Origin of the sequence: Paenibacillus sp. FSL R10-2199 (assembly GCF_038000235.1) — a bacterium.
GTDB classification, from domain to species: domain Bacteria; phylum Bacillota; class Bacilli; order Paenibacillales; family Paenibacillaceae; genus Paenibacillus_AQ; species Paenibacillus_AQ phytohabitans.
The window spans coordinates 2,585,201-2,608,877 of the sequence record NZ_JBBOBO010000001.1 but is presented as its reverse complement, the minus strand read 5'-3'; the positions used below and the strand labels follow the sequence as shown (position 1 = coordinate 2,608,877).

The following is a 23,677-nucleotide window of genomic DNA, read 5'->3' as shown; positions in this document are numbered from 1 at the left end:
CTGCTATCCTTGCCGGTTCAGTACAGAAATGCCGAACCCGGACAACATGCCGCTTAGCAGCGACAACGGCAGACCGACCACGTTAAAATAACAGCCTTCAATTTCGTCCACCAGGGTGGCACCAAGCCCTTGTATTGCATAAGAGCCGGCTTTGTCGGCAGGCTCCCCGGTCGCTATGTAGGCGCAGATTTCATCTTCGCTCATTGCTCTCATAGTTACAGAGGTTACCCTGTGATCTACCAGGGTCCGACCCTCTGCGAGACCGATACAGGCCACCCCGGTATATACCTGATGTGTCCTTCCCTGCAGCATGGCCAGCATCTTAGCGCTGTCCTGCTCGTCCACCGGCTTGCCGAGCACCTTGTCGTCAAGCACGACAATCGTGTCGCTGCCGACAATAACAGCATCCCGGTCTCCGGCTGCAGGGAGTACTGCCTCCGCTTTGCGCACCGCCAGATTACGCACGATGGTCTCAGGCGTCCATTCCGGCGGCGTACTCTCATCAGCATCACTGACCAGAACCTCGAAAGGCAGGCCAAGCGAGGCTAACAGTTCACGCCGCCGCGGCGAACCCGAAGCAAGAATAATGTGTCGCGTGTTGTTATGCTCCACTGTAATAAACGTCCCTTCTAGATGCCGGCAGCGAACGCTACAGTCTGCGGTACAGCCATACAGCTGTTATCATTCCGGCAAGACTGAGCAGGCACAATTTCAAATGGATAGTGATGTCATAGGTTATGATGTCCAAATCAGCTTGCGGCGACCACTTGAGTACAGTCGAGGTTGTAAGAAAAGACAGAGCTTTTACAGGTTCCAGCAGCTTGGCAATCCATGCTCCGGCCAGCCAGCCCAGAATTAGAAATAACAGCAGTGTTCCTACATTTTTCTTCTTCATTTTGGTCTTCCCTCGCCATTTTTTGACACCCTAATTATTATACGGTGAAACGGAGTTCAATACAAACGCAAAATCCGTTCAGGGAATGTTTACCACAGCCGTGCCGCATAAAGCCCGATTTCACCAGTCTCCGCCGGGTGTGGTCCACTAACATTATCCGACTCCGGCACAATAGGCAACTGATTTATCATGCAGCAGCTATACTGGCGAGAAACACAGCAATCCCCCGTCCGGCAAACAGCCGGTACGGGGGATGGGCAACATCTTATTCAATGGGGTGAACGTTCAGCTTATCGCAGACAGCAGACTTTTCTGGCCGGTCAAAAAGCTCATCATAGCCTCCTGCACTTCCCAGAGCAGGCCCTCTGCCTTATTCTTGCCGTACTCGTTCAGTGCGGATATTCCCCGGCTCATGGATTTCTCCAGCCCGGTGGCAATACTCTTCCCTTCCGGAGACAGCCCGGACTCGAGCTGCTTGACGGTTTCGGTCCACTGCATATGAAGATCACTTACCGCTGAGCTGTCTGTACCGCTGGCCATACCGCTCAGCAGCGAAGCAGACAGGCCGCTCAGCTCACTCAACAACTGGCTGCTGACTGCAAAATAGCTGTCCACTGCTTCCGCCGTTCCGTTATAGCTGACCTGATCCACAGCGGGCAAGGCCACCTCCCTTACATACAGCTCTATGCCCTGATTCTTCAGACCGCTGCTGAGCAGCTTGGCCTGCTCGCGCTCAGGCGACATCCCGGCATACACCCGGTTGCCGTCCGCTGGGTCCAGACCTGCGGCAAGCCCTGCGGCAAGCAGCTCCTGCTGAGCCTGCGCAGCACCAGCCGGTGTGCTGAATACGCCGTATTGGAGCAGATAATAGCTCTGCGCCGCAATCTGTACCGGAACATGCACTGCCACCGCTTCACCGGTTCCTTCAACCGGCACGCCTGTGATATCTGCTTCCGCTCCCCCGCCAGTGTCATTCTGGCTCTGAACGATCCCCGTCTGAACAGCGGAACTGCCGCTTCCATTCCCGGTGCCCGTCCCTCCGCCACTGATGAAGGACAGCGCTGCATAGCCGAGCAGGATTCCTGTGCCTAATGCTCCTGCTACTGACAAAGCGAACTTCCACCAATAAGAAGGGCGGCGGGTATGGTAGGAGCCTCCATACAGATTCCCGTGTGTGCTGAACTGCCCGAACCGTTCCTGCTCAGCGCCCCGCTCATCCTCAAACAGCGGGTAGTGCTCACCTGGTGGTGCATTATCATCGTCCCTGTAAACCTCCGCATAAACTGGAATTGTGCGCGTACTTGAGTCTGGGAGATATGAATACTGTCCAGTATCATACTCTCCATCTGAATCATCCCAGTTGCGGCGGCGCGGACCAGAGGATTTCATATAAGATACTTCAGCTGCACGGGGGATTTCCACCCGCTCCAGATCAACTATATATTCATCTGCACGGAGATTCGGGGCCGTTCTGATCTCCTCACGCTGTTCCCTGTCCTCAACCTCCAAGGCTCTAACAGGTTCTCTTCCTATACGGCGGTCTGCCATTTCCGCCTTACGTTCTGCCGTCTCCCCATCAAACCGGAATGTCATTCTTCCGCTATTCAATGCTCCCACCTCGCTATCTTCAGTTCTATACTGAAATATATGATAGATGTGAGATGGATATGCTATTTTAATATATTTACACCAAACTAAGTACTTTCTCCCTGACCCCTTCCGCCGCGTAATGCTTGAGCAGTGTCCGGTAAGCCTGATCCGCAATAATGGAGCCCAGCTCAGGCGTTGTCAGCAGCTTCACCAGCTGGCCGGCAAAGACTGCACTCGTGCCTGCGAGCAGAATATCCCGTCCCGTCTCACAGATTAATTCCTCCGAACCGCTCAAGCTGCACACGACCGGCGTCCGCAGCGCCCAGGCTTCCAGGATCTTAATCTGCCCCCCGCAGCCTTCGCGCAAAGAAGCTACCACGGCGCTGGCCCGCCGGATGTAATCGGCTGTATGTTCAAATTCCCTGACAATTTCAATAGAAGCATCATTGCGGGCCAAGGCGGCAACCTCCGGATGTACTTTATCGCTAATCATATAGCACCGGAAATCCGGCACCTCAGCTTTGACCAGCGGGTATATCTTCTTTAAGAACAATAAAGCCACATTCTTGCCCTGGCCGGTATTCATATTCCAATGAAGGACTATGGATTTCTCCTTGATTACGGTCTCACCGGAGGCATAAGCAGGCTCCTTCAGGTCAATGTAAGGCGGAATTACATGCACCTTGCCTGCATCCGCAAAGGATAATGCCTTAAAAGAAAGGGCATCCCATTCTGTAGCGGTCAGCAGCAGACTGGTCTTGTTCATTAATCGGCGCTCTTCCCGGCGGATCAGTGCGGCATTCAGCTTATGATAGCTTTTGCTAATTCCGCGTTTGCCGGCTGCCCTATTCTCCAGCATTCTGCTCCCGAAACGGTGGGCATCTGTAATGATGACGGCCTCCGGAAGCATTGAGGCTACAATATCCAGGCAATTACTCAGCATATAATACGAAATAAACACATGACTGTATGTATTCAAGCGGCACATTTCTGTGATTTCCGCCCGCAAAGACTTGTCAGTACCGATCAGCGGAGAATGTGAGCGTAGCTTGTTCAGCGGGTGCAGCAGTGACCTCTGTGAAGCAGAAGACCTCTTCACCTGGTGCACCGTAAGCGCAGGTCCAGACTCTACCGCTGGCTCCCGGCGGCAATGACAATACTCGAGCAGATCAATATCAAACCGCTCCAGCAGAATATCAAGAAAATTCTCTGTTCTTATTTCTCCTTCTAAATCTTCGGGATAACGACTCTGGGCTGATAGGAACAGCATTTTCTCTCTCATGGCTATAGCTCCTTGGTTCTATGTAAATGGTTATTATTGTATACAAAGAAAAATAGGCCGGATTACATCCAGCCTTCATTTATGAATCTTTAGATGTAGATCAATAGTAACGCAGTTCCCGGAAAAAGATTGTCGATTTATGGGATGAAATAATATTTTTTTGTATTCCCCTTACAATTAGACAAGACTTAGCAGCTTTTCCCGGACACTTTCCGCCTCATAGTTAGCCAGCAGGGTCTGGTAGGCACGGTCCGCAAGCACTACTCCCTTTTCGTGATCCTGAAGTAATTGAGTCACGCTTTCGGCAAACGTAACCGGATCATCGGCAATCATAATATTCGCGGAATGCTCATACAGCAGCCCTTCTGCTCCTTTGGTGCTTGAAACGACAGGAGTCTTGAGCGCCCAGGCCTCCAGTATCTTCAGGCGTGTTCCGCTGCCCTCCTGCAGAGGGGCAATCACAACCTGCGCCTTCCGTATATAGTCCGCCACACTGTCCACATATCCGGTGATGATGATGGAAGGGTCCTGGTCCGCCAGAGCGGCAACTTCCGGATGCACATCCCGGCCGACGATATACCATTTGATGCCCGGAACCTTGGCTTTGATAAGCGGATAGATCTGACGGTAGAAATAGGTAGCTGCATTAATGTTCGGGAAGTAGTTCATATTGCCCGGAAGAATAATCCACGGCTCTTTCGGAAAAAGCGTATTTGTCCGATAATCGCCCATACGGATGAAGTTAGGGATTACGTGGACCTTGAAAGAATTTTTAAAAGAAAGTGCCTTAAAGCTCAGCCCGTCCTGTTCGGATGTTGTAAGCAGCAGATTGGTCTTGTCCATCAGCTTAAGCTCATCTCTGCGCGTCCATACCGCATTAAGGGAATAAAAGAGTTTGGCGATCCCCCTCTTCCTGCGGGCAAGCTGTGCAGACAATCCGCTCTCGAAGTTATGCGCGTCCGTGATTATAACAGTGCCAGGCAGGGAACGGCGCACAATGTCAATGCAGCAGCCGAGCAGACTGTGCGAAATAAAAACATGGCTGTACGCATGCTGTATGCAGAGCTCTGTAATCTTCTCTTTCATATCCACATCTACATGGCTCATATAAGAGCAATTGCGCCATTTGTACAAGGAGCGAAGCATCGCCTTGCGGTAATTCATTGTGCGCTTCACCTCATGCACGGTAAGGGACGGTATGGCCTCCGTATCTTTGGAACCTGAATACGTTAAGAGATCCACATCGTATTTGGCGAGTAAAATATTCAGAATATTGCCCGTTCTCAGCTTGCCACCGCTATCCTGCGGAAATGGATTCTCTGCAGATATGAACAGCAATTTTTCCCTCATGGCTTCTTCTCCTACTCTCCATTTATCTGTCTGTGTCTGGCAGTGCCAGGTATCTAGCATATATTACCCCAAAGTTCTGCGGAGTTTTGTCGTTTCTTGGCTAATGCAAAAATAATTTCAAAAAACTGTCATTTCACGAAGCCCGGACACAAAAACAGCGCTGCTCCAGTAAAAGGAGAAGCGCTGTTTTTCCTGATTTTTGTGATTTTATTTAAATTGCAGTTTAGACTTATGGTCAGTACATTCAGGAATGTACTTCAAGCTCCCTCGCTGCATGGCCGTGGCTGCGGACCACACAATTGCGTCCGCGCTGCTTCGCCTGGTACAGGGCGGTATCGCTCAGCTTGTACAAGGTATTGAGCGGGACGCGCTCGCCCGAGACGATCGTAATCAGACCGATGCTCACTGTATACGAGAGCGTTATCCCATCAATGGTGGCGTCCAGCACGGACCGGCGAAGCCGCTCAGCCACTTCCCCACTCGCTTCCTCATCCGCCCGGTGCAGCAGCACAGCGAATTCTTCGCCGCCGAACCGTCCGAACAGGTCCCCGTTGCCAAGCTGGCGCTCAATTCTGCGGGCAAAGTCGCGCAGCACCTTGTCCCCCGTGTCATGGCCATAAGTATCATTCACCTGTTTGAAGTGGTCCACATCCAGCAGCAGGAAAGAGAAGGGCGCCATCTCCTTGGCAGCCGCAGCAATCAGGGGCCGTGCACGCAGCACGAAGGCTCTGCGGTTAAGAATGCCGGTGAGCTCATCGTATGTGGCTGCACGCTCCAGTTCCGCATAGGACTGCTCCCTGGAGAGCAGCATGAAGCCGGCGGTTCCGAGAAACATCAGCAGGTATATTCCAATATAGAAAAAGACTTGCATCCACTCACCAATGGGTGAGCCCTCAGGCTGAGGATATACCAGTCTGCTTGCATTGCAGAGCATCGAGAGGATAACAATTCCGTAGAGCAAGCCCATAATTTCCTGAAGCGGTGTTTTTTTCACTTTCCAGCATAGCATATACGCAGGATAGATCAGCAGCAGTGCCCCGGCAAGCGAGGCAGCTGCAATTAGCCGCGGTACGTCCGGAGACAGCAGATACAGGAGGAGCAGAGCAAGTGCGGCACATCCGGTTAGTGTATAATAAATCCGTTTTATCCGTTCGGAATAGGCCTCCAGTATCTTGAGCAGCGCGAAGATCTCTGCGGTTCCTCCGGCCAGATTCAAGAGCATAATGCATGGAAGCACAACCCTAAATTCACGATATTCCCTTAACAGCAGAAGGATCATAATCACCAGCTGCAGAATTTTGGCGGTCAGGAACAGCAGGGATGTACCATCTTTCGGATAACGCGACCGGTAAGCCAGAGTGAGCATAACCGTAAAGAAATTACCAAAAAAGAGACACGCCAGCAGTGTCTTGAAATCCAAACTGGCAGCCATAGCGTCCACCCCCTTGCTCATCGATGTCATATGTATGATGTGTATAATCCCGTTCTTTTACCCGGCTCTGACCACACGGTCCCGTCCGTCCTGCTTCGCCTGATACAGGGCTCTGTCACTAAGCTTGTACAGGGTATTCAAGGCGGTCTGCTGATCCGGAAGCACTGTAATCATTCCGATGCTTACGGTGTACCCGCCGGCAAGACTGTCTCCCGAAGCCTCCTTGACGGCTTGGCGCAGTTCTTCCGCCTTGCGGCTGCTGTTCTCCGCATCCTGCCCATAGAGCATAATGGCGAATTCTTCGCCGCCAACCCGGCCGAACAAGTCACCGATTCCCAGCCGACTCTCAATGGTAAGCGCGAAATCCTGAAGTACTACATCGCCTTTGTCATGTCCATATGTATCATTCACTATTTTGAAATGGTCCAGATCCAGCAGCAGCATTGAGCAGTATTCCCGCTTTCTTGCCGCCATCGCCAGCTTCAGCTCCGCCTCTATCAGAAAAGCCCTGCGGCCAAGGATTCCGGTAAGGCTGTCATAAGCGGCTATGCGCTTCAGCTTCTCATATGAATGCTCATTGGAGAGCAGGATGAAAGCCGCAATTCCCCCGACCAGCATCAAAAACATCCCCAGGTAATACAAATACTGTGCCGGATTAGCTGTCAGCGGCCCCATCTCCGGTTCCAGAATCAGCGCGACAAAGGACCGCAACAGCATCACGGCAGCAATGGTATAAAATACGCCACCCATTATTTTCTGGAGCGGAGAACGTTCTTTCCCCGCCGTCAAACGGTACCCGGGGTAGATCACAAACAGCATTACCCATAGCGAGGTCGTGGCCACCCGCAGGTTCGCATGGTTAAAGAACAGGGCGACGATACAAAAGCTCAGAACACTGCCCGCAACCAGCCCCGAATAATAGAGCTTCGCCTTACGGTCCATCATCCCCATCATCATCAGCAGGGCCGAAATTTCCAGACCTCCTCCAGCCAGAATGAGCGCATTGCTTAGAGGTATGGCGATCCAATGGGGAATATAATCCCATAGCAGAATAGAGCCCCAGAAGACGACCTGAAGCCACTTTGCAGTTATAAAAAGGACCGAGGCGGTATCCTTGGCGAAATGGTAGCGGTAGAAGGTAATCAGCAGTCCGGAAAACAAGTTCCCCAAGATGAACAAGTACAACAATGTATTAATATCAAGCTGAAAGCTCATGAGTACACCACCAAATATGCGGGAATACCTTCTTTTAATTGAGGACAATATCATTCACAAGCTATATCGGCAAAATGGCGGTGTAATTTCACTTCTAATTTCTTAGACCGCCAGATACCTCCAGACATAAAAAGAAGAAACGGCTTCGCTGTCCTTATTCAAGGAACGGAAACCGTTTCTGTTAAAATGCCTAGCTATCCTATTACTGTAAAGAGATATGTGTAATCTGCATAGAACGGCCTAAGCCTTATTCACGATTCTTCAGATTATCAGCCAGAGCATACCCGACCTTCCAGATATCACCCGCACCCATTGTAATCACCAGATCACCGGGAGCAATGCGGTCCTGCAGGTCAGCCAGCACAGCTTCCTTCGTCGGCAGATGCCGTGCACCGGCGTTGCTGTTCTGCACAATCAGCTCCACCAGCTTCGCGGAGGTGACTCCCTCGATCTGCTTCTCTCCGGCAGGCGAGTAGATATCGGTAATAATCACTTCGTCCGCTTCGCTGAACGCACGGCTGAACGCATCCAGCAGGAAGAAGGTACGCGTGTAGCGCTGCGGCTGGAACACGGCGATAATCCGTTTGCCTGTAGCCTTGGCAGCACTAATGGTAGCCTGAATCTCCGTTGGATGATGCGCATAATCATCAATGACGAGAATCTCGTTGATCTCTCCCAGCACCTGGAAGCGCCGCTTGGCACCGTGGAATTTCACAATTGCTGCAGCGATCGCTTCAAAGGCAATGCCGGATTTCAGACAGGAAATTACCGCCGCCATTGAATTATACAGATTGTATTGCCCCGGAATGGAAAGCTCAATACGGCCCAGAACCTCCGTACCGCGATTCATCGTGTACGACACCTGGCGGTCGCCCAGAACGATGTCGGTCGCCGTGTAATCTGCAGTCTCCGAATGAATTCCGTAGGTGATAACCGTACCTTTTACTTGAGGCAGCAGAGATTTCACATTCTCATCATCCGCGCACACAATAGCCGTTCCGTCCTCACGCAGCTGGTTCATAAACTGCACATAAGCTTCCTTCAGCTGGCCGAAATCACCGCCGTAGTTCTCCAGATGGTCGGCTTCAATATTCGTTACAATGCCCAGCCAAGGATGGTACTGCAGGAATGAGCCATCGCTCTCATCCGCTTCGGCTACGACGAATTCCCCTTGTCCTGCCTTGGCATTCGTACCGACGTTCATAATCTCCCCGCCAATAATATACGTAGGGTCCACTCCGCAGTCTTCCATGACCAGAGCAATCATCGACGAGGTGGTAGTCTTGCCGTGCGCACCCGCAACAGCCACACCCTTGCGCTCATTCAGCAGACGGGCAAGCATCTGCGAACGGTGAAGAATCGGTATTTTGAGACGCTCCGCTTCTACCCATTCTACGTTATCCGACGCAAGCGCCGTAGAATATACGACCAGATCCGCGCCTTTGACCTGTTCGGCCGTATGTCCGATGTAGACCTTGGCACCTTTGGCAATCAATTTCTCCGTTAACTCTTGTGCAGCTACGTCAGAGCCCGTAACTGTATATCCCATCTCCAGCATCACCCGGGCAATCGCGCTCATACCGTAGCCGCCGATCCCTATAAAATGCACACGTTCAGTAGTATCCAACAGTTCGTCACCAGCCTTTTTCAGAATCGGGTTGCCGTAAAAGCGTACTGCGTACATCAGAAATCAAATACAGCGTTCCGGACACGACCGCAAGGTCATCGTCCGCTGTGATCGTCTGCAGCAGATGCAGCGCTTGGCCCCAATTACGTTCTACTATGATTTCCAAGTTTTCCTTGGCATATTTATTCCGCAGACTTTCTGCGATGGCCTGCAGATCTTCCGCGTCCATTTTCTTCCGGAAATCCGGTTCGGTCAGGATGAGCGTATCCACTATAGGCAGTATATGCTTGAGATACGACTCGTGATGCTTATTTGCCAGCATCCCCATGAGCAAATTTAATTTACCGTATGGCCCAAACTGCGGAAGACTCTTGGCCAGGCTCTCTGCACCTTCCGGATTATGTGCTCCGTCCAGAATAATTCTGGGTGAAGTGCCTACTTCCTCCAGCCTTCCGGCCCAGAATGTACCGCGGAATCCCTCCAGCACATCCTCGTCCTCCAGCATGAAGGCCATATACTGCCGCAGCACCTCAAGGACCATCATAGCTCCCGCTGCATTCTCCAGCTGATGTTCGCCTTTCATAGCGATATCAAGCTCTAGCGAGCGGAATGGACCCTGGAAGGTGAAATGCTGGTGGCCGTCCCTGAGCTCTACACCACTATAGCTGAAATCTTCTCCAGCCAAATATAGAGTAGAACGGGTAGACGCCGCTTTAGCCTTCAGTACTGCGATGGCCTCCGGCTGGCTCACGCAGCTGACTGCAGGAACGCCCGGCTTAATAATTCCGGCCTTCTCACCGGCGATCAGCTCCAGTGTATCTCCGAGTACATCGGTATGATCATGTCCGACATTCGTGATTACAGACACTACCGGAGTAACAATATTCGTTACATCCAGCCTTCCCCCAAGACCTGTCTCCCATACGACTACATCCGGATAACAGACTTCGCCATAATAGAGAATGGCCAGTGCCGTCGACACCTCGAACATTGTCGGCGAACCCAGCTCACCGCCCGCGATCTCTTGAACCAGCGGTCGCAGTTTATTTACGAGTTCCAGCAAAGTCTCTTCGGAAATATCTGCTCCATTGTACTGGAAACGGTTCGTGAATTTCGTGATATAAGGAGAAGTAAAGGTCCCCACCGTGTACCCGCTCTGAATAAGTACACGGGTCAAAAAAGCACAGGTAGAGCCTTTGCCATTCGTCCCTGCCACGTGAATGAACTTGAGCTTGCGGTGCGGATGACCCAGCTTCTCCATCAGAAGCTCTATCCGCTCCAGCCCTGGCCGGATTCCGAAAGGAATCAGGCTGTTGATCCAGTCTACCGCTTCTGTATAAGAACTTAAGGGAGCGGCACCGCCGCTCCGGGTGATCTCTTCCATATCCCTTATCCTCTCAGCTCTGCGATACGGGCCAGCACTTTCTCGCGTCTATCAGAATAGTCCGCCTGCTTCGCCCGCTCCTCTTCGATGACTTTTGCTGGCGCCTTGGCGACAAAACCCTGATTGCCGAGCTTTTTCTCCACGCGCTCAACCTCGCTGTTCAGTGTCTGGACTTCTTTTTCCAGACGGGCAATTTCCTGTTCAATGTCGATCAGTCCTGATAACGGCAGAAGCAGCTCGGCTCCTGTAACCACAGCAGACATCACTTTATCCGGTGTCTGCGGCGCAAGCCCTGCTTCGAAGGAAGAGGTATTGCAGAAGCGCCCGATGTAATTGTCGTTGCGGGAAATAATGTCCAGGGTTTCCTGACCCCCGGCTTTGATAATCAGTTCTACCTTCTTGCTCATCGGCACGTTCACTTCCGCACGGATATTACGAACGGCACGGATAACATCCATCAGGAGGTTCATCTCTGCCACTGCCTGCGGATTCTCAAGCGCAGAATCATACTTCGGCCATTCAGCCAGCGTGATGGTGTCGCCCTGATGCGGCAGATGCTGCCAGATTTCTTCCGTAATGAACGGCATGAACGGATGAATCAGGCGCAGCGTGCGGTCCAGTACATAGGCCAGAACCGATTGTGTCTTGGCCTTCGCAGCCGCGTCCGCTCCGTACAGCGAGAGCTTGGCGAATTCGATATACCAGTCGCACAGATCATCCCAGATGAAGTTGTACAGCAGCCGGCCGGTCTCGCCGAACTCGTACGAGTCAATTAGACGCGTAATATCGCGGGAAGTTTCGTTCAGGCGGTGCAGAATCCAGTGGTCCGCCGTGCTGAGCTCACCTGTGATGTCAATATCTTCAAAAGAAACACCTTCGAGATTCATCAGTGCAAAGCGTGAGGCATTCCAGATCTTGTTGGCAAAATTCCGCGCCTGCTCTACCTTTTCCATCCGGAACCGGAGATCCTGACCGGCTGTGCTGCCTGTAGTAATCATGTAGCGCATAGCGTCTGCACCATACTGCTCGATTACATCCAGCGGATCGATACCGTTGCCGAGTGATTTGGACATTTTGCGCCCTTCAGCATCGCGTACGAGACCATGCATCAGCACGTCGGAGAATGGCTTCTGTCCGGTGAATTCCAGAGCCGAGAAGATCATGCGGGCTACCCAGAAGTAGATGATATCGTAGCCGGTAACCAGCACATTGTTCGGATAGTAACGCTGATAGTCGCTGCTGTTCTCATCAGGCCAGCCCAGTGTAGCGAACGGCCAGAGGTTCGAGCTGAACCAGGTATCCAGAACATCCTCATCCTGCTTCAGGTCCGTCAGACCGCTGATTGTGCGCGCTTCTTCTTCATCATTCGCAACAACGATCTCTCCCGTAGATTCGGAGTACCAGGCCGGAATACGGTGGCCCCACCACAATTGGCGGGAAATACACCAGTCGCGTACATTCTCGATCCAGTTCAGGTAAGTCTTCTCGAAGCGGTCCGGTACGAAGTTAACACCGCTGCCATCCTTCTGCGCTGCGATGGCCGCTTCTGCCAGCGGCTGCATCTTCACGAACCACTGGGTGGACAGGTAAGGCTCAACTACGGCTCCCGAACGCTCGCTGTGTCCAACCTGATGTACGTGGTCCTCAATGGATACAAGTACGCCCTGCTCCTTCAGGTCAGCAATGATCGCCTTGCGGCAGTCGCTGCGGTCCAGTCCCTGGTATTTGCCTGCTTCCGCATTCATAATTCCGCCTTCATCCATCACATTAATCTGTGGAAGATTATGGCGCACGCCCATCTCAAAGTCGTTCGGATCATGTGCCGGGGTAATCTTCACCGCGCCGCTGCCGAATTCCTTATCTACATAATCATCAGCGATAACCGGAATTTCCCGCAAGGTAATCGGCAGGATCAGCGTTTTGCCGATAAGATCCTTGTAACGGTCATCTTCCGGATGCACGGCAACCGCAGTATCGCCCAGCATCGTTTCCGGCCGGGTTGTAGCTACAGTAATATAGCCGCTGCCGTCCTTAAGCGGATAGCGCAGATGGTACAGATGGCCATTTACCTCTTTATATTCAACTTCGATGTCCGACAGAGCCGTGCGTGCAGCCGGATCCCAGTTGATAATGCGTTTGCCGCGGTAGATCAGGCCTTTCCGGTACAGCTGAATAAACACCTGGCGGACACCGCTGGACATTCCTTCATCCAGGGTGAACCGTTCGCGCGAGTAGTCTAGCGACAAGCCCATCTTGGCCCACTGCCCGTGAATCGTCTCCGCATATTGCTCCTTCCAGGCCCATACCTGCTCCAGGAACTTCTCGCGTCCCAGATCATGGCGGGAGATCCCCTGCTCGCGCAGCTTCTGCTCTACCTTAGTCTGTGTAGCGATACCCGCATGGTCCGTTCCCGGCAGCCACAGCGTATCATATCCCTGCATCCGTTTGGTACGGATCAGAACATCCTGCAGTGTGAAATCAAGCGCATGCCCGATATGCAGCATTCCTGTTACATTCGGCGGGGGAATAACAATGCTGTAAGGCTGCGCATCCGGACGTTTGCCTGCTTCGAAGAAGCCGTTCTCCATCCAGTAAGTATACCATTTCTTCTCCGCCGACCCCGGATCATAGGTAGTCGGCATATCGCTTTGCTTGTGATTCGCAGTAGCGGTGTCTTCTGCCGCTTCCAGCTGGTTCGTCAGCTCTGCTGCTGTATTGTTGTTATCAGCCATTGTGAACCCTCCATTAGAGAAAATGATGAGAAGCTTTTTGTATTCTGTAACGATCTGACAAGTGGAAACGGCTTTACCGTCCTGTCTAAGGACGGTACCGTTTCAGCGAGAAATATAAGGATGATTGATAGAGTGAAACATATATATCCTTATATTTAAATACAAAAAGACCCTTCGTCTCAAAGGACGAAAGGCCATTCTTTCGCGGTACCACCTTTGTTTCGCGCTAATCAGGTGTAAACGGCTGTGCCGTCCTTCAAGGGACGGTATCCGTTTCAGCGGAAATACAAGGATAAAGTATAATGTAAAACCTATACTTTCTTGTATTTCAAAAATAAACCCCTGCCTCGGACTCCTTACAGGTCCGGAAGCTTAGCGCGACACTCATGCAGATAACGGCTGCGTCCGGCCACATCCTAACCTGGTCTCCATAAACATGGAGGCAAGCTCAGAAGGGCGACTCCGGGGCGACTTCGGGGGCTGCATCCTGCGGAAATTCACAGCAACTACAATTCCGCTCTCTGAAGGGCTGACCGCCTACTCTTCCCGTTCCCAGTCTTTATGCTAGTTATTACTTATGTCAATAATACATTCAGTCCTATTCCTAGTCAACCAGCATACACACAAAGGGCAGAGTTTATACCGCCCGGTTCAAAAAACTGTCTAACGGAGTTGTACACACAGGGCTAACAGAGTTAAATACACAGAGAGCCGCCCATCTACCGCTTACTTCCCGCTCCAGATCACGTTGACGATATTGTAGCCTCCATAGCTGCCAGTTCCCAGGTAGGCGTCCAGCGTAACAGAAAACGTGCTTCCGGCATCGATAATCGAGAAGGCTTCCGCGGAGATCTCCTCGGATTTGGCGGTGGCGCCTTTGCGCACAAAATACTCTTTGTACGTATTGCCAAGCGTCTCCAGGTCCTGCTTCGTCAGATAGCTGAACGTCGCAGACGGCGTGCCGGTTGCCGAGCCTTCAATCAGATTGAATACTTTGGCATCGGACGGCAGCGGGAAGTCGGACGGCAGGCTCTTCGGACGCTGTACCGGTTCCGCGGCCGGTTCCTGAGAGGATATGCCAGGAGAAGCGGAGCCGCCGATGACGACCCGGCTGTTTGCGGCGTCATAAGTGACAGAGGTGTTCAGCGCTTCACTGATTGAGCGTACAGGCAGGTACGTTGTGCCATTGTACGTGATCGGGGCGAGCGTTTTACCGTTGCCGTCTTTCATCGCATAGACCTGCCCGTTCACGATGATCCCGAGCTTGTAATTCAGTGATGCCCGGATCTCCTGCAGGTTGCCCGCGCCATAGACGCCGGCCGAAGCAGTCAGCGCCACGCCCAATGCGATCGCGGCTGCCGTCACTTTTTTCTTCATAAATATCTCATCCTCCCAAGAAGTGGTGTATACCGGCGCACAGCTGGTTGAATCTGCCAAGACATAAGCCGGTAGTGACCATTAACCCTGCCTAAGCGAATATGAACCCGCAACAGGCCGGGCCAAGACATACCCTATGTAAAAAAATAAGGCTGCCCCAAGCAGCCATGTCATGGCTTGTGGGACAGCCCCCCGCAACTTCCTGCCGCATTCCCCGGTCCATCCTAGGGAATATACAAAACCTGACCTTCTTCTACATTCTGTCCGGAGAGCCGGTTATACATGGACAACTCTCTGGTACTGAGCTGATATTTCTCGGCAATCGTATCCAGCGTTTCTTCCCGCTGGACGATGCAGAGCCGCACTTTGCGGAACAGCTCTGTACCGCCAAGGCCGCCGATGAACCGGCTTTTCCATTCGGTATCATTCCCTACCTCAGGAATAACCGCCGCTTTGGAGGCTACCTCCTCGGAATGAAGAATCTCCTGCTCCTTGCGCGCACGGCTGGAGCTGAGCAGCGAAGAGAAGGTCAATGGCTCCTGCTCGGCAATTGCCGGATCTTTTTTGCTGCCCAGCGCAATCTTGAGATCCTGCTTCTCCTCCTGGGGAGGTAAGAACTCCTCGGACACGAAGCTCTCATTGTCTATAGCCTGAACCTCTTCAGGCACTTCTTCATTCTCGGCCAGCACTGCTGTATCATCACTGGCTGCGGATGTGAATACCGGCTCTGCCTGATTGACTGCATGAAGACTGGCAGTACCCCAATGATCCACAGTATTCAACGCGGCTGTCCCCGTCTGGAAACCGGGCTCCTCCGTACCTGCCTTGAACGAATCATTTACCGCACCAGGCTCTTCTGTCTTCTCCCGGGAAGGAAGAAAATGACTGGAGACCGGCTCAGCCGCAGATTTGCTGTAGTTCTGCCCGGAATCCGCTGTTCCGGATGGAACGGTTGCGGGTGAGGAATCCAGGTTATGCGTTCTTACCTTGGGTTCCTTGTCCTTCAACTGAGCGGATACTAAGGCCGAAGGCTGAGTGTATAAAGAGCCTTCCAGGAATAGCGGATTACCCGCGGCTTCCACGGAATCCGCATATTCCTGATCCTCCACTGAAACCTCCGCGACACCTTCCCCGTAGGTCCAGAGCGAATTTTCATATAGCGCATCATTCTCCGGCCCGCGGTTATCCGCTTCAGCCTCAGGGGAGTAGGCTACTGTATATTCCTCCTGCTGCCAGGCCGGCTGGGCATCCGCGTTTCCGATTCCGCGCAGCGAGAGCACCCCTGTTATGTTGACGGTTCGCATCGTAAGCAGGTCAATATCGAAATTTTCGATCTCAACCCCTATGTCTTCAAGTGAGCTGACCCGTGTCAGCGGGACTGTGATTTCAACAGGAATCGCATGCTCCAGACGCTGTGTGCGATCATCTTCCCCCCGGTAGAGTCCGGTGAGCAGCAGTTGCCCGTGCAATTCCGCCCGGTCCTCCCGCTGGATTACCTGGATGTCGGGAATCAGCTCGACTTCCTCCAGCTCAGCTATTCCCGGAAGCTCTTCCGAAAGGTGAATGCGTTCATAAATATCAAACCGCAAGCCGTGTGACTGGTCAAACACGGGAAATGTCCTCCTTCTTGGCATAATCTATCCCTGAGACAAGCCCAGAGCATAAGCCCAAAATGTTACTCCACTCATGTATATGCTTCAATCAGGAAGGCATGACAACTTTGCCGCCTACTTCGGCGGACAGGAAATTATTTCGGATCGGTGAGTACCGTAAGAGGGTCCGGAATGGAATAATCCTGCGGGAGCCTTGCCCGCATGCTCGCCGCAAGCGGAATGCCGGGATACATTGCATTCAGCACATCGGCTGGATGGAAGGCTCCGGGAACGGGTCCTGCCGCCGGCTCTGCTCCCAAGGCCGAGCGGACTGCCGGGCTTTGTACGCTCTCCAGCATACTTATGGCTTTACGGTATACATTCAGCGTTCCGGCCGCCATGACATCCAGTGAACGGCTGCGCTGCGCCCACTCCCTTGCCTGGAAGCCGGTACGTACTCTCAGCTCCTCATTATCCAGCAGCTGTTCCAGCAGCCCGGCCAGCCGGGCGGCATCACCGGGCGGAACGATCCAGCCGGTCTCCCCGTGGCGGACCATTTCCGGCATACCTGAAGTGCCGGCAACAATCGGGGCAATGCCTGCAAGCTGAGCCTCGGTGACCGAGAACGGCTGAGTATCCTGCAGGGAAGGCTGTACATAAATATCAGCCTCACTTAGTGCTGCCGGAATATTATCCAGCTTCCCGGCAAAGCGGATATGCTCCAGAATCCCAAGCTGGCGCGCCTGTTCCCTGAGCTCTTCCAGCAGGCTGCCTATGCCGGCCACTACACAGGTCCAGTCTGTGCGGTGCTTCTGCAGCATTCCCAGAGCCTCGATCAGTACATGCACACCTTTGATATATTCGAGGCGTCCGGCATACATGATTACTTTGGTTCCGCCTCCGATCTTAAGCGGTGAAGGCCTCGCCGCCCTGGCCGCATACTGCTCCAGATTCACTCCATACGGCAAAGTATGAATCCGTTCTCTGCTTACACCGAGCTCCTGGGTCAGCTGACCAATCCAGTTCGAAGAGACCATAATCAAGTCAGCTGACCGGGCCGCGAGCGCCTCCATCCGCCGGAAATACCGCCAGATCGGCCGGCGCTCATATTCCTCGCGGGTAAGTCCAGGCTCAAGCCCTTTGTATTCATAATAAGCTTCCCGGGACAATGCCCCGTGCACACTGGATACGAGAGGAACCGGACGTCGCATAATCCGCCGCAGCGCGTAGGAGGCAATGGGGTCCTGGGCATGAATGACATCATAATTCTCCAGCCCCAGAACCGCTGCTCCACCCTCAAATACATAACGTCCCAGCTCAAAGCTGAATATCCCATGCTCCAGATGCAGATGCGGGAATAAGGTAATATCGAGGTGCGGGAGCAGCAGGGTATAGAAAGCTTTTTTATCAAAAGAAGCATTCTGCCCGAGCAAATACAAGGTGTTGTTCTCCACATGGCTTCCCATGAGTGTGACGGAGTGTCCCTGTTCGCTCAGCTTATCGGCAAGCTGTTTCATATACGTCCAGATCCCGCCCATATTGGTAAGGCCCCAGTAGGTAACCAGCAATATTTTCATAACTTCCTCTCCCCGGCTTATAGATTCACTTCTGCACGAGAGCAGACGGCTCCACATTAACAAAGTATTATATGACCGCTGCCGGATATAGGACATGGGTGTATGGTTCAATCTATAAAAATCCCAAAATAACTTTATAATCAAAAAACGTCTTTTCGGTTATAATCGGTATAAATCCTGAAAGGAAAACTTCTGTCATGTCTAAAGCACGGGTATTTGACCTTTCCCTGTTTGCCGCTTCCGTTGCTATAGCTTTCATTCCCAAACATGCTATAGTTCTGGACGATACATATATCAAGGCGCTGGTGCTCTATACGCTCTTCTCCAGCTTCTACTTTCAACTGCGCATCGTGACCCGGAGCGGGAATTCTACGATCGATTATGCTATCAGCTATACCTCTTCGTTCGGAATTTTCGCCGGACCGCTGGGCACCTTTCTGTTCGAAACCGTATACCGCTTCGTTGTATTTTTCTATAAAAAGAAGACAAAAACCGCCGATCCCGGCGAATTTCTGGACACCTTCTACAATATTGGGTCCTTTACACTGGGCGGCTCGGCCGCGTATTATCTGTACACTGTGCTTCACCCTTTTGCGGAGAGATTTCCGCTCGGATACTGGCTCCTGTTTCTCCTGGTCGTCTGTGTCACCACATTGCTGTCCTCCACGTTCCTGATCATAACCTTCGCGCTCTCTGGAGACATCAAGACACGCAAGGAAGCCCGTCACCTGCTGTTCCGGAGCCGTAACCTGCTTGATTTCAGCAAGGTAGCCCTGACCAATGCGCTGCTCCTGCGCCTGCTGCAAATGGAGAAATGGGAAATGCTGATTGCCCTCTTCCTGCTCAATTACATCGTCAGCCTCTCCTTCTATTCCAAATCGCAAAGCGCCCAGCACAAATATGAACGCGACAAGTTCGAGCAGATGGCTTACCGCGACTTCCTGACAGGAACCTATAACCGGGCCCACATGGACAAGATGATGAAGGAGCTGAACCAGAGCGGGGAATATATCGGAATTGTAGTGGCGGATATCGACCGTTTCAAAAAAATCAACGATTCCTTCAACCACGCCGTCGGTGACCGCGTCATTATTGATTTTGCCGATACACTGAAGCAATTTCTGCAGGAAGAAGACATCCTGTTCCGCAGCGGCGGGGAAGAGTTCACCGTGTTTCTCAGGAACAGAACCTTTGAGGAGTGCCAGTCACAGATTCAGGCAATCCTGGACAGCCTTCACGGACACAGCGTAGCCGCAGAATTCGAGGACCAGATGATCCGCGTGCCGTATTCCGCCTCTTTCGGACTGTACTATTACAAGGCAGACCCCGGCCAGAAGACTTCTATGGAAAAAGGCTATGTCTACGCCGACCAGCTTCTGCTTGAATCCAAAAAACTCGGCCGCAACCGGCTCTCGTACCGCAATGACCTTCGTCCGTAGCCGGACTTTAGAACGGTGAAGATCAGGTACGGGAGCGCTGTGCATTGCAAGCAAGAGGGAGCTGTCCCAAAAGCCATGAAATGGCCGCTTGGATGGAGGCTCCGCTGTTTAAGCGGGAATGGTTACAAAAATCTTTAAAGAACTATAAACAATAACGCAAAGCAGCGATCCTCCAATGACCAAGAGAATCGCTGCTTTATTGACATTTAAAGGCTTTTGAGAAGACAGAGGGCCTGTCTTCGCCAGTATAAACCAGCATTGGGACGGATACGCTTGCCTCTACCGTTCAGTATCTACAGCTTAGCCTCTACAGCTCAGTGGCATTAAAAGTATCTCCGCCTTCAATGGTGCCGGAGTTGAACCCTTTGTAGAACCAGCGTTTGCGCTGCTCGGAGGTGCCGTGAGTGAAGCTGTCAGGCACCACATAGCCTTGTGCCCGCTTCTGGATCGTGTCGTCCCCCACTGCGCTCGCCGCGGTTAAGGCTTCCTCCAGATCCCCTTCCTCCAGCAGGTTCATTCCTTGGGCATGCTTCGCCCATACCCCGGCGTAATAATCGGCCTGCAGCTCAAAGCGGACCTGAACTTTGTTGAATTCGGTCTCGCTCAGGCTCTGGCGCAGCGAATTCAGCTGCTCGGAAGCACCCAGCAGTGTCTGCACATGGTGACCCACCTCATGGGCAATTACATAAGCCATGGCGAAATCGCCCGGAGCATTGAATTGCTGTTGCAACTCGTCGTAGAAGCTGAGATCGATATACAGCTTGGCGTCCCCGGGGCAATAGAACGGCCCGACTGCCGAACTGGCGGTTCCGCAGGCAGAGTCCACGCTGCCGCTATAGAGCACAAGCGTAGGGTCCTGGTACGTCTTCCCCTGCTCCTGGAAGACTTCGGACCAGACATCTTCGGTATCTGCCAGTACTACGGATACAAATTCCGACAACTCCTTCTCCTGTGCGGTCTGCTCGTAAGGAACATTAGAGCTGGTGCTGGAGCCTGTGGAAGTCAGATTGCCCATAATATCACCGATATTCCCGCCGCTCAGCAGCGTAACAATCACCACAATAATGATCCCGCTAATTCCGCCGCCAATCAGCTTGCCGCCTCCGCCTCTGCTTCCTCTGCGGTCTTCTACATTCGAACTGCCTCTTCTGCCCTGCCATTTCATGGCCCAACCCCCAGTTATGAATTCCGGTTTACAGGATGTATTTCATCTTAATACTGTTATACCCATAAACACAGGGGTCCCACTCGCCTCTCCCCGTAAAGCGGACATAAAAAAGACTCCCGCACAGCCGCAGCCGTGAAGGAGTCCCGTAAGCAAATATGAAAAGGGCAATTATTTGGCAGCTTTAGCAGCGTCCAAAATTGCTTTCAGATAGTTAGAGGTATCCACCAGAGTAGCACCGCTTACAGCATCAACTACTTGCTCTGCGGACTTCTTGCTAAGCGTCATTTCAAGGGATTTGATTGTTTTGCCTGTAGCGAATTTCTCAACAGCAGCAATGTTCTTGTCATAAGAAACTGTGGAGCCTGCTGCTTCAGCCATATGCTCGCTGTAGTATTTAGCGTTAGCTTTCTTGGAAGCCAGAACTACGTTAGGGTCTTTGTAGCCGTTCAGGCCAAATTCTTTGTCGGAGTTAGGAACGCCAGTTGCTACATCTGTACCCAGGAATTGATAATCATCCAGCGAAGCTGCAACGATTACACCGTTCTGTACTACAGCAACAGCTACTGTGAAGCATTTGGTACCATGGGCAGCCGCTTCCACCCGGCCTACCTTAAGTGGTGCGCTCGCTGCAGATGTTACACTGTTCAAGGCGCCGCTGTTGCCTACCCCTACAAGTGCCAACGAGATACCAGCTACGAGCATTAGTTTTGTTACTTTTTTCACAAAGATTCCCCCAGTTAATGTTATGAGATACGCTTACATACTATATTTATCAATATATTGGATATCCGTCTGTTACAAATGTTACTAGTAAACTGCAAAAAATTGGAATATGTATTTTTAACAGGGAAATGAAGGGATAACTGGAGGTGAAACGCGCTAAAAAGCAGATCGCCCCCATAAAACCAGCAACAATATCAGCTGCAATTCTCTTTCACAGTCACTTTATTATTCGTTATCGTGACCTTGGAATATCCGGATAAAGATTCGGTGTAGGAGCATATTCCAACCGTTTGAGCTACCTCCGGCGCCCTTGGATCTGTATATTTCAGATAAATGCCCCCCTCGCCGCTTAAGCTAAGCCGGGGTCTGATTTTGATTGTTTTTCCGCTGCTGAGCGTTTTCCCGAGTTCATCAGTGGAGGCACCGGCAGCTGCGTTCGCAACCACACCAGTCTCAAGGATGCTCAGATCAAAGTCGGACTCATTGTATACTGTCACCTTGAAGCTCTGGAACTGGGCAGCCATACTCAAAATGCCGTATTTGCTGTTCAACTGTGCGGCCAGTATTAGTCCGGTGGCAATAACCGCTGCACCCAGTGCTGTTGCCAGGATTACTCTGCGTTTGCGTCTCATAGACTCATCTCCTTTTCAGTAAGACGAACAGCAATGCGGAAATGTATCAGCGGAACCCTGCGCTCCGCCGGAATATTTACAGCCGGATAGGCTTGGGTAACAGAACAGCAAGGGCCGGAAAAGAAATAGCGGCATTGGCCTTGTTCAGCCAATCTCTGTCACTTCTATTAATTTGTTCTGCAGATAGCAAAAAAAAGCAGCAACCTCCTATGGGAGAATCGCTGCTTGGTTAATTTACATAGCTTCGCGGATGACGATCAGCCGCTATATGAAATTCCATTTCAAATGGAAACTCGGTGATAGTTGTATTCTGTACAATTAAAAATAGCGAAAAGATGTGCTTGCATCGTATAACTGTATTCTGTACAACTAAATCCGCCCGAATCGGTGAAAACCTTCTATAAACGGCAGTTTAATTGCACGAAATACAACTAAACGGATAACTGGTTGTAAAACTGACGATTTAGTTGTACAAAGTGCACTTAAGCATACTGCTTACTCCTACCTAGGCATATACCGTAATCGGGTCACTGTAAACCCTCAGCAACCGATTCACCAAGGTGGTTTCACTGGTTTATATTTGACGTTATTCTAGTTCAGCGGCTCCCCGCCTAATTGCACGCGAAGCTTCCTCATATCCTCCGGCCATGGATCGGTTACTTCAACGCTGCTTCGGGTCCAGGGGTGGGCAAAAATAAGCTTCTCGCCATGCAGCGCCTGCCGGTCTGCACCTTCCGGCTTCGCCTTGGCCTTAAGCTTAACCTCCGGCCTGCCCGGACCAGCCAGCTTGCCCGGCTCCTTAAGTCCCGGTGTAATGCCCGCCTTCTCCTGCTCTTCGAACCAGGCTGTAATCGCCGACTTCACCTTACCCGGCTCCGTACGCAGCGGCAGCTTGTCGTTCTTGCTGCCGCCCGCACGGACACTTGCTGTATGCCAGCCGGGTCCGCCGTAGAGGTCATCCCCGTACAGCGGATGACCCGCATGACTGAGGTGGACACGAATCTGGTGCGTGCGCCCCGTCTCCAGCTGCACCTTCAGCACAGTTCCGCCAGGCAGCGCTTCCCGCCCTATGATTCGCGTGACCGCCGCCTGTCCTCCCGGCGAGACCCGCCGGCGCGCCGCATGATGGCGGTCACGGCCGATCGGGGCATCGATCACGGTAAGCTCAGGCGGCACAATGCCTTCCACAATCGCCGCGTAGAGGCGGGATACGGTTTTGTCGCGCATATCCTCGTCCAGCACAAGCTGGGCGTATTCGTTCTTCGCATAGAGCACAGGTCCTGTTGTATCCTTATCCAGGCGGTGAATATGGCGGACGGCTACTCCTCCGCCGGAAGCGGCGTAATGCGCTGCGACGATATGATCCAGCGTTACGCCCGCTCCGCTGCCATCCGGATGAACCGCCATGCCGGCCGGTTTATGGACCACGAGGCAGAAGTCATCCTCGTACAGTACTTCAAGCTCCTGCCATACCGGCTCAATACCTGCTTCCCGGTAAGGAAACAGGGATAGCATCAGCCGGTCGCCCTTCCACTGGATGCCGCCTTCGCGGCGCAGCCGCGAGTGCAGCTTCTCCGGCATCCCGGCCGTGCCGAGCAGCCAGGCGTCAATGGCGGCCTGCCTGTCGGCCGCAGCCGTAATCACCCGGCCCGGCATGACTTG

The 23,677-nt window shown here is 52.3% G+C and carries 17 protein-coding genes and 1 pseudogene; 1 reads left to right on the top strand and 17 read right to left on the bottom strand.

What is annotated here, in order from left to right; genetic code table 11:
- Positions 1 to 3: 3 nt before the first annotated feature.
- From NYE33_RS11420 to NYE33_RS11360, 13 genes are all read right to left on the bottom strand, one after another.
- Entirely contained in the window at positions 4 to 612 is a 609-nt protein-coding gene (locus tag NYE33_RS11420) for a Maf family protein (protein ID WP_042139589.1), read from the bottom strand.
- A gap of 37 nt (positions 613 to 649) precedes the next feature.
- Positions 650 to 895, bottom strand: coding sequence for a DUF4321 domain-containing protein (locus NYE33_RS11415; protein ID WP_039300531.1), 246 nt, complete (start codon positions 893 to 895; stop codon positions 650 to 652).
- A 285-nt stretch (positions 896 to 1,180) separates the two neighbouring features.
- Entirely contained in the window at positions 1,181 to 2,503 is a 1,323-nt protein-coding gene (locus tag NYE33_RS11410) for a hypothetical protein (protein WP_340942953.1), read from the bottom strand.
- A 76-nt stretch (positions 2,504 to 2,579) separates the two neighbouring features.
- A complete protein-coding gene (locus NYE33_RS11405) occupies positions 2,580 to 3,767 on the bottom strand; it encodes a glycosyltransferase (protein WP_076247802.1) in 1,188 nt (395 codons plus the stop codon).
- A 177-nt stretch (positions 3,768 to 3,944) separates the two neighbouring features.
- The gene (locus NYE33_RS11400; RefSeq protein WP_341065861.1) at positions 3,945 to 5,117 is read right to left on the bottom strand and encodes a glycosyltransferase family 4 protein; all 1,173 of its coding nucleotides are present in this window, start codon (positions 5,115 to 5,117) and stop codon (positions 3,945 to 3,947) included.
- A 244-nt stretch (positions 5,118 to 5,361) separates the two neighbouring features.
- Positions 5,362 to 6,549 carry a GGDEF domain-containing protein gene (locus NYE33_RS11395; protein WP_341065858.1) on the bottom strand — a complete coding sequence of 396 codons (1,188 nt, stop codon included), beginning with the start codon at positions 6,547 to 6,549 and terminating at the stop codon, positions 5,362 to 5,364.
- Between the two features lie 57 nt (positions 6,550 to 6,606).
- Positions 6,607 to 7,764 (bottom strand): GGDEF domain-containing protein, encoded by a 1,158-nt coding sequence (locus NYE33_RS11390; RefSeq protein ID WP_341065855.1) that lies wholly within the window; start codon positions 7,762 to 7,764, stop codon positions 6,607 to 6,609.
- A gap of 247 nt (positions 7,765 to 8,011) precedes the next feature.
- Positions 8,012 to 9,391 carry a UDP-N-acetylmuramate--L-alanine ligase gene (gene murC, locus NYE33_RS11385; RefSeq protein WP_042139593.1) on the bottom strand — a complete coding sequence of 460 codons (1,380 nt, stop codon included), beginning with the start codon at positions 9,389 to 9,391 and terminating at the stop codon, positions 8,012 to 8,014.
- Positions 9,392 to 9,398: 7 nt separating this feature from the next.
- The gene (locus NYE33_RS11380) at positions 9,399 to 10,775 is read right to left on the bottom strand and encodes a bifunctional folylpolyglutamate synthase/dihydrofolate synthase (RefSeq protein WP_042139594.1); all 1,377 of its coding nucleotides are present in this window, start codon (positions 10,773 to 10,775) and stop codon (positions 9,399 to 9,401) included.
- Positions 10,776 to 10,780: 5 nt separating this feature from the next.
- A complete protein-coding gene (locus NYE33_RS11375) occupies positions 10,781 to 13,417 on the bottom strand; it encodes a valine--tRNA ligase (protein ID WP_076247874.1) in 2,637 nt (878 codons plus the stop codon).
- Between the two features lie 816 nt (positions 13,418 to 14,233).
- Complete coding sequence (locus tag NYE33_RS11370; RefSeq protein WP_341065853.1) at positions 14,234 to 14,884, bottom strand: stalk domain-containing protein; 651 nt, start codon at positions 14,882 to 14,884, stop codon at positions 14,234 to 14,236.
- 224 nt (positions 14,885 to 15,108) lie between these two features.
- Complete coding sequence (locus tag NYE33_RS11365) at positions 15,109 to 16,494, bottom strand: LysM peptidoglycan-binding domain-containing protein (protein ID WP_076247815.1); 1,386 nt, start codon at positions 16,492 to 16,494, stop codon at positions 15,109 to 15,111.
- 137 nt (positions 16,495 to 16,631) lie between these two features.
- On the bottom strand, positions 16,632 to 18,053 hold the full coding sequence (locus NYE33_RS11360; protein ID WP_052422066.1) for a glycosyltransferase family 4 protein: 1,422 nt from the start codon (positions 18,051 to 18,053) through the stop codon (positions 16,632 to 16,634).
- A 197-nt stretch (positions 18,054 to 18,250) separates the two neighbouring features.
- Here NYE33_RS11360 and NYE33_RS11355 point away from each other — a divergent pair, with 197 nt between their 5' ends.
- Positions 18,251 to 19,492 carry a GGDEF domain-containing protein gene (locus tag NYE33_RS11355; protein WP_042139596.1) on the top strand — a complete coding sequence of 414 codons (1,242 nt, stop codon included), beginning with the start codon at positions 18,251 to 18,253 and terminating at the stop codon, positions 19,490 to 19,492.
- Between the two features lie 307 nt (positions 19,493 to 19,799).
- Here the strand turns inward: NYE33_RS11355 and ypfJ are convergent, their stop codons facing one another.
- The 4 genes and pseudogenes from ypfJ to NYE33_RS11335 form a co-directional block, all read right to left on the bottom strand.
- The gene (gene ypfJ / locus NYE33_RS11350) at positions 19,800 to 20,657 is read right to left on the bottom strand and encodes a KPN_02809 family neutral zinc metallopeptidase (protein ID WP_042139598.1); all 858 of its coding nucleotides are present in this window, start codon (positions 20,655 to 20,657) and stop codon (positions 19,800 to 19,802) included.
- Between the two features lie 171 nt (positions 20,658 to 20,828).
- Positions 20,829 to 21,383, bottom strand: coding sequence for a hypothetical protein (locus tag NYE33_RS11345; protein WP_042139599.1), 555 nt, complete (start codon positions 21,381 to 21,383; stop codon positions 20,829 to 20,831).
- 194 nt (positions 21,384 to 21,577) lie between these two features.
- Entirely contained in the window at positions 21,578 to 22,015 is a 438-nt protein-coding gene (locus tag NYE33_RS11340) for a hypothetical protein (RefSeq protein ID WP_340942937.1), read from the bottom strand.
- A gap of 942 nt (positions 22,016 to 22,957) precedes the next feature.
- Positions 22,958 to 23,671 (bottom strand): annotated as a pseudogene (locus tag NYE33_RS11335) (RluA family pseudouridine synthase); the annotation flags it as partial.
- Positions 23,672 to 23,677: the final 6 nt, after the last annotated feature.